7 protein-coding genes are annotated in these 6,442 nt (G+C 59.2%); 3 read left to right on the top strand and 4 right to left on the bottom strand.

Translation table 11 applies throughout. The features are described from left to right. Positions 1-677 precede the first annotated feature (677 nt). Both ppk2 and AC0IW7_RS24510 read right to left on the bottom strand, forming a co-directional pair. Complete coding sequence (ppk2, locus tag AC0IW7_RS24515; protein ID WP_463550595.1) at positions 678-1,589, bottom strand: polyphosphate kinase 2; 912 nt, start codon at positions 1,587-1,589, stop codon at positions 678-680. A gap of 91 nt (positions 1,590-1,680) precedes the next feature. Continuing rightward, complete coding sequence (locus AC0IW7_RS24510) at positions 1,681-2,688, bottom strand: transporter (protein WP_463540123.1); 1,008 nt, start codon at positions 2,686-2,688, stop codon at positions 1,681-1,683. Between the two features lie 330 nt (positions 2,689-3,018). Here AC0IW7_RS24510 and AC0IW7_RS24505 point away from each other — a divergent pair, with 330 nt between their 5' ends. Beyond that, positions 3,019-3,798: a hypothetical protein gene (locus AC0IW7_RS24505; protein ID WP_471821446.1), complete on the top strand. Its 780-nt coding sequence runs from the start codon at positions 3,019-3,021 to the stop codon at positions 3,796-3,798. 38 nt (positions 3,799-3,836) lie between these two features. Here the strand turns inward: AC0IW7_RS24505 and AC0IW7_RS24500 are convergent, their stop codons facing one another. After that, on the bottom strand, positions 3,837-4,181 hold the full coding sequence (locus tag AC0IW7_RS24500) for a zinc ribbon domain-containing protein YjdM (protein ID WP_471821436.1): 345 nt from the start codon (positions 4,179-4,181) through the stop codon (positions 3,837-3,839). Positions 4,182-4,364: 183 nt separating this feature from the next. Between AC0IW7_RS24500 and AC0IW7_RS24495 the strand changes: the two genes are divergently transcribed. After that, on the top strand, positions 4,365-5,261 hold the full coding sequence (locus AC0IW7_RS24495; protein WP_471821435.1) for a YihY/virulence factor BrkB family protein: 897 nt from the start codon (positions 4,365-4,367) through the stop codon (positions 5,259-5,261). A 94-nt stretch (positions 5,262-5,355) separates the two neighbouring features. Next, positions 5,356-5,751, top strand: a complete 396-nt coding sequence (locus AC0IW7_RS24490; RefSeq protein ID WP_122493175.1) for a transcriptional regulator — start codon at positions 5,356-5,358, stop codon at positions 5,749-5,751. A 2-nt stretch (positions 5,752-5,753) separates the two neighbouring features. On the opposite strand, the gene AC0IW7_RS24485 is transcribed toward AC0IW7_RS24490, so the two are convergent. Beyond that, positions 5,754-6,227 carry an LEA/WHy family protein gene (locus AC0IW7_RS24485; protein ID WP_471821433.1) on the bottom strand — a complete coding sequence of 158 codons (474 nt, stop codon included), beginning with the start codon at positions 6,225-6,227 and terminating at the stop codon, positions 5,754-5,756. Positions 6,228-6,442: the final 215 nt, after the last annotated feature.

The raw sequence follows: 6,442 nt of genomic DNA, 5'->3' as shown, positions 1-6,442 counted from the left end.
TGCGCGAGGATGACGGGTGTGTTGACCATTACCGACGACATTAGCCAAAACCACCGTCATTCCCGCGAAAGCGGGAAGCCAGTCTTTCGGATCGGACGGAGTAACCTGAAGGATTCTGGATCCCCGCCTTCGCGGGGGTGACGGGTGTTTGTGAGTCGGGCGACGATACCTGAACGAGCCTGGATCCCCGCGTGCGCGAGGATGACGGGTGTGTTGACCATTACCGACGACATTAGCCAAAACCACCGTCATTCCCGCGAAAGCGGGAATCCAGTCTTTCGGATCGGACGGAGTAACCTGAAAGATTCTGGATCCCCGCCTTCGCGAGGATGACGGGTGTGGTTGCCCGCATTTGCGTCTGTAGCCGCGCCGTCAGCCAAACCACCGTCATTCCCGCGCAGGCGGGAATCCAGGCTTTCGGATCGGACGGAGTAATCTGAAAGATTCTGGATCCCCGCCTTCGCGGGGATGACGGGTGTGGTTGCACGCATCTGCGTCTGTAGCCGCGCCGTCAGCCAAGACCACCGTCATTCCCGCGAAGGCGGCGGTCCGACGATTCGGAATCCAGTCTTTCGGATCGGACGGAGTAACCCGCAAGACTCTGGATCCCCGCCTTCGCGAGGATGACGGGTGTCACTGCCTAAGGCACCGTCGATGAGCACCCAACAACCCAGCCCTCAATACGCCTGCGGCACAATAATGCTCGACGGCGTCGGATTCCTCACATAGTCGTCATGCCGCAACCGCTGCGGCAGTTCCACCTGCGGGTGCTCCACTTCCTCGTACGGCATCTGGCTTAGCAGGTGGTTGATGCAGTTCAACCGTGCCTTTTTCTTATCGTCGGCCTGCACCACCCACCAGGGCGCTTCTTTGATATGGGTGCGTTCGAGCATGATTTCCTTGGCCTTGGTATAGGCCTCCCAGCGGCGGCGAGACTCGAGGTCCATGGGGCTGAGTTTCCATTGCTTGAGCGGGTCGTGAATGCGCGCCAGGAAGCGCAGGTGCTGTTCGCTGTCGGAGATGGAGAACCAGTATTTGATCAGCTGAATGCCCGAGCGCGCGAGCATGCGTTCGAATTCGGGCACGCTGCGGAAAAACTCTTCGTATTGCTCGTCGTTGCAAAAACCCATCACCCGCTCGACGCCCGCGCGGTTGTACCAGCTGCGGTCGAACAGCACGATTTCACCCGCCGCTGGCAGGTGCGAGACGTAGCGCTGGAAGTACCACTGCGTTTGTTCGCGGTCGTTCGGTGCGGGCAATGCGGCCACTCGGCACACGCGCGGGTTGAGGCGCTGGGTGATGCGCTTGATCACGCCACCTTTGCCGGCGGCGTCGCGGCCTTCGAACAAAATCACGACTTTGTGCCCGGTCTTGACCACCCAACTCTGTAACTTCACCAGCTCACCTTGCAGGCGAAACAGTTCGCTGAAGTAACGCTTGCGGGCGCGCTTGGCCTCGCTGTCTTCGGGGCGGCCTTGGAACAGTTCGTCGAGGTCTTGGCCGTCTTCGAGCAGTTCCAATTCCAATGCTTCGTCGCCGTAGTCCTGCAACTCACGGTGAATGCGCTGCATCAGCTGGTCGTTGGTCATGTCTGCACCTCAAATGGGAAAACGGGGCGTAGGTGGGCTGGGCTGCCGATGCTAGAGCGCGGCCATGGCAGCCACATGACAGCGCAGCGCGTCAGTAATCGCTGCGTTTGCGAAAGGCCCAGCGTCCTGCCAGCGCCGTGAACGTGGCGACCAGCGCCACCAGAATCCAGAAGCCTTCGGCGTCATCGGCCAACGGAATGCCGCCGACGTTCATGCCGAAAAAACCGGCGATGATGTTGATGGGCAAGGCCAGCACGGTGACCACGGTGAGGGTGAACAGCGTGCGGTTACTTTGTTCGTTGAGCTGGGCGACGATTTCTTCCTGCAGCAATTTGATTCGCTCGCCGAGGGCGGTGAGGTCGCTGATGACCAGGGTGAATTCCTCGGTGGCTTCACGCAGTTCGCGCACGTCGTCTTCTTGCAGCCAGTCGGGAGGACGGTTGAGCAGGCGCATCAGCGAACCCGGCTCTAGTGCCAGCAGGCGTTGCAGGCGAACCAGCACGCGGCGCTTGGTGCCGAGGTCGGCGCGGTTGCTGTTGAGGCGCGAGGCGAGCAGTTGGTCTTCGATGCCGTCCACGCTGATGCTGGTTTCGCGGACGATGCCGGTAAGCACGTCACCTTGATCGCGCAGCAGATGAACCAGCACCTCCAGCGGCGAGCGGAAATGTTCCCCGCGTTTCACTGAGGAACGCAGCTTGTCGACCGAGCGCAGTGGTTGCAGGCGGGCAGTCACCAGCAGGCGGCTGCGCGCGCAGACCCATAACGTGGAGATGTCGGTGCTGACCATGTCGAAGTTGAATACCACGTCGTTGACCACCGCCAGCAGCGCCGAGTCGACATGTTCCAGGCGCGTGGAGCGCGACCCTTCGCGCAGGCTTTCGAAGAAATATTCCGGCAGGTCGAGGTGCGCCATCATCCAGCGCTCGCAGGCGGCGTGCGCCAGGTTGAGGTGCAACCAGAGAAACTCGCCGTCGTCGCTGGGCGCCTGGAGCCAGGACAGGGCGGCGCTTGAGTCGATTTCTTCGCCGCGCTCGCCCGGGCGGAAACGAAAGCCATAGAGCAGACCAAACAGGTCTGGAACCTCAAGGGTGTGATTCATGGCGGCTCACTGCTGTAACAGAACGCTGGGAGGATCGGTAACCGACGGGCGATTTTGGCGTGCGGACGGCAAGCAGCTTGCGCAGGTTTTGTGACGGGTTGATGACGCAATGAAGTCATCGCGCAACGGGTGCAAGAGCGCGGGAAATACGGCGCTTGGGCAGGCGGAGCAACCTCTGCGCGACTTGTCGGTCAGACCCTGAGGCCGATGCGGTGAGGTGCATTGGCGGGGTTGCCTAAAAAATAACCAGGCACGGCATTTTTATTGCTAGCGTTGAGCTAGTTGCACTGCACAGCACCTGAGTGGATGACTGCACGACGCATGGATTGGATGAACCTGCTAGCAAGTGTCGCCGGGCGGCGCGCAAGGCTTCGGAGCGAAGCTGGGGTGCGGCGTTGGCCGTCGCACGCGTGTGCGTTGCTGCTAGGTTTGCTGCTTGCCGGCTGCGCCACGCACCAGGACCACGATTCAATTGTGGGCAATAAAAGCGCGGTGAAGCCTGGCGAGTTCTTTCAGACCCACACCGACCGCATGGCCACCATCGGCATGCGCAACAACCTCAACACCCTCTATCGCCTGATGGACAAACTCTACCGCCGCAATCCGCGCGAGTGGCGCAAGACCGGCTTGCCGACGCTTGAAGAAGCGGAAAAACAAGTGCAGCTGGCTATCGAAAAAGACCTTCCCTTACCCGAACTCGGCGGGCGTAAAGACGTTGAAGCGCTGAGTTACGCGTTGAGCGTGGACTACAAGGGTGATCGGGTGGGTGGTTTTGTTTATGCGCTGGGCAGCATGTTGATTACGGCGCATGGCGGGCGTACCGAGTTCTATATGACCGATGAACTCGACCCGCAATTTATCCACAACGCTGCGCGCAATATCGAGAAGGCGACGTGGATGCTCGCCAGTCGCAACGACTTGAAGGGCAACCCGTGGCTGTTGTCGAACGAGCTGTCGCCCGATGTGCGCAACCTGAGTTTTGCCGTGGAGTTCGGCAAAATTGTCGCGCGACTGGACCTGCTCACCGATGTGCTCGATGAGCGTTATCGGCGGCTGGGGGTGAGTTATGCGCAGGGGCTGCTGTTTATGAACTTCTTGCCGGTGCAGTAAGGCGGGGTAGGGCGACGCGACAGGCCGCCCGGAGGTGGTTAGACCTTTTTGACGAACTCGGACTTCAGCTTCATTGGGCCGATGCCGTCGATTTTGCAGTCGATGTCGTGGTCGCCGTCGCACAGGCGGATGTTCTTCACTTTGGTGCCGACCTTGACCACCAACGATGTGCCTTTGACCTTGAGGTCTTTGATTACGCTGACCGAGTCGCCGTCTTGCAGCACGTTGCCGACTGCATCCTTGATGACCTTATCGCTCTCGCCGCCTGCATCCGCTGCCGCAGTGGCCGACCATTCGTGGGCGCATTCCGGGCAGACCAGTTGCTGGCCATCTTCGTAAGTGAATTCGGAATTGCATTTCGGGCAGGGTGGCAACGTGCTCACGGGAACCTCGGCTTCAGACCGCTAAAAAAGGCCGCATAGTGTATAGGGTTTTTCCCTCGTTTCGGTTGGCCGGCAGGGGGCGCTTATTTTTACACGAACCGATTTGCCGCCCGTGTGCTCAAAAGTCCAGGACGGAGCGCTGCGTGGTGAGCGCTGCCGGTGGCTAATGGACGGGGGCTGAACATGTTTTTACCGGATTTGCGTGGTGTTTCCGCCTGGGAAATCATCAAGTGCTCGGTGGTTGGTTTTCTCGACGACGAACTGCCGACGTACGCCTCGGCGTTAGCGTTTCAGTTGTTCTTCTCTTTATTCCCGTTCCTGTTGTTTCTGATTGCCCTGATCAGCGTGCTCGACATCCAGCCGTTTTTCGATTGGTTACGCCAGCAGGCCACGCTGGTGCTGCCGCAGGCGGCGATGGAGTTGGTCGACCCGGCCATTAGCAATTTGCAGACGCAAAAGGCCGGTTTGTTTTCCTTCAGCATTCTGATCGCCCTGTGGACGGCTTCGGCAGCGGTGCGCTCAACCATGCTGGCGATGAATCAGGTGTACGGCGTTGAAGAAGGGCGGCCGGCATGGAAGCGCATTCCGTTGTCGGTGATTTACATCATTGGCGTGGCGGCTCTGCTGTTGATTGCGGCCGGGCTGATGGTGGTGGGCCCGCAGGCCATGAATTGGCTGGCGCATCAGTTGGGTATCGAGCAGATGGTGGTCATCCTGTGGAACTGGCTGCGCTGGCCAGTGGCAGTATTCATGCTGGTGGCGGTGGTGGCCGCTGTTTACTACCTGGCGCCGGACGTGAAGCAGGAATTCCGCTTTATTACGCCGGGGTCGGTGGTGGCGGTGATCGGCTGGATTGCCGCTTCGTTGGGCTTCGGGTTCTACGCGCAGAACTTCGCCAACTACAACGCCACGTACGGCAGCATCGGCGCGATCATCATTTTCCTCTTCTATCTATACCTGTCTTCGGCGGTGCTGCTGTTTGGGGCCGAGCTGAACGCCGTGATTGAGCACCACGCACGCGACGGCAAGTCCCCGGGGGAGAAGGTGGCGGATGAAGGCGTGCCGGCGAAATCAACCTGAACGGCCCATGGGCGGGGTAGGTCACAACTTAGGAAGGATAAGTCGGCGTCTCTGGGCGCGCGGCATCACTTAGTGAAAGTTGGAGGTTGAGAACATGGCTACCTATAACTGGGACCTCATCGAGCGCCTGCTCCACGAAGTGCAGAACGGCGCCTACAAACCGTTCAAACCACGGGAATACGCCGCAGAGTTTGCTGCGGACCAAACCGCTGAAGGCGTGCAACTGGAAAAGCTCGACACGCTTAAAGCCGACGCTCAGAACTATGAAGCGTTGCTGCTCAAAGATGGCTTTATCGAGCCGCGTCCGGAGGAAGAAGGCGGTAATGGTGAGAATTTCGTCCTGACGCCGCGTGGGGCGAGTCTGCTCAGTCTGTTGGATAGCAGTATTCCTGGCAGCGAACATCCCCGTGAAGTGTTGGATGAGAAAGGCGAAGCGGCGCTGCGGCCAGAAGTGTTCGACGAACTGGCCAAACAGGCAGCGATCGCCTAAGGCTATTGCGCTGGAAAGGAGAGCTCGCCGCTGTCACTGAACCGCGCGGCTCCTAAGAGGCCGCCGCCCAACTTGCCGTTCAGCTCATACGGCACGGCGGCCTTGGCCGAAGGTGCAGCGGAGGCCACGCCCCAGGCCTGACGCAGTACCGAAAAGGCTGAAATGGTGATGGGTATATAGATGAGCTTTTCACCGTAGCGCGGAACCTCGCCGCGTTCATCGCTCACGCCATTGGCGAAGGGGCGGTCGTTAACCCGCAGCTCTAGTGCGATGCCGTCATAACGGATCGCCTGTTCGTTTGGGTTCTGCACCCGCAACTTCAGCGCAAAACGCGCTTCCATTTCCTGGCTGGGAAGTGGCTCCAGGCCGACTAGGTCGACATAAACGTCATCTCGCGAACCGAACACGCTGCATCCATTCAGGATAAGTAGCAGCAAGGCGCTGGCTGTCAGGCGGACAAGGGTGGGAAGTTTCATAAGCGTTGTCCTATTCATAGTGCGGCGCTGCCCCTTCTATATATATAGGTGTATGGGTAAGAGGGCTTGCCGGCACGCTCGTTCGGTATTTAGGTTTGTTTCAGAATCGTTTCAATAATGCCTTGACGGCTTTTCCCAGGTGCTTATAATGCGCACCTCTTCCGGCGCGGAAGGCTCCTAAAAGTTATTTCTAATCAATAGGTTAGGTAGAAATT

The sequence above is a fragment of the Pseudomonas sp. AC229 genome, assembly GCF_979254655.1.
The sequence above is the reverse complement of the archived record's forward strand: the minus strand, read 5'-3'. Positions and strand labels throughout refer to the sequence as shown.

Bases quoted from the DNA above. Each gene is read 5' to 3' on its own strand.
- ppk2 (WP_463550595.1), bottom strand. From the start codon at position 1,589: ATGACCAACGACCAGCTGATGCAGCGCATTCACCGTGAGTTGCAGGAC.
- AC0IW7_RS24505 (WP_471821446.1), top strand. From the start codon at position 3,019: ATGAACCTGCTAGCAAGTGTCGCCGGGCGGCGCGCAAGGCTTCGGAGC.
- AC0IW7_RS24485 (WP_471821433.1), bottom strand. From the start codon at position 6,227: ATGAAACTTCCCACCCTTGTCCGCCTGACAGCCAGCGCCTTGCTGCTA.
- AC0IW7_RS24510 (WP_463540123.1), bottom strand. From the start codon at position 2,688: ATGAATCACACCCTTGAGGTTCCAGACCTGTTTGGTCTGCTCTATGGC.
- AC0IW7_RS24495 (WP_471821435.1), top strand. From the start codon at position 4,365: ATGTTTTTACCGGATTTGCGTGGTGTTTCCGCCTGGGAAATCATCAAG.
- AC0IW7_RS24490 (WP_122493175.1), top strand. From the start codon at position 5,356: ATGGCTACCTATAACTGGGACCTCATCGAGCGCCTGCTCCACGAAGTG.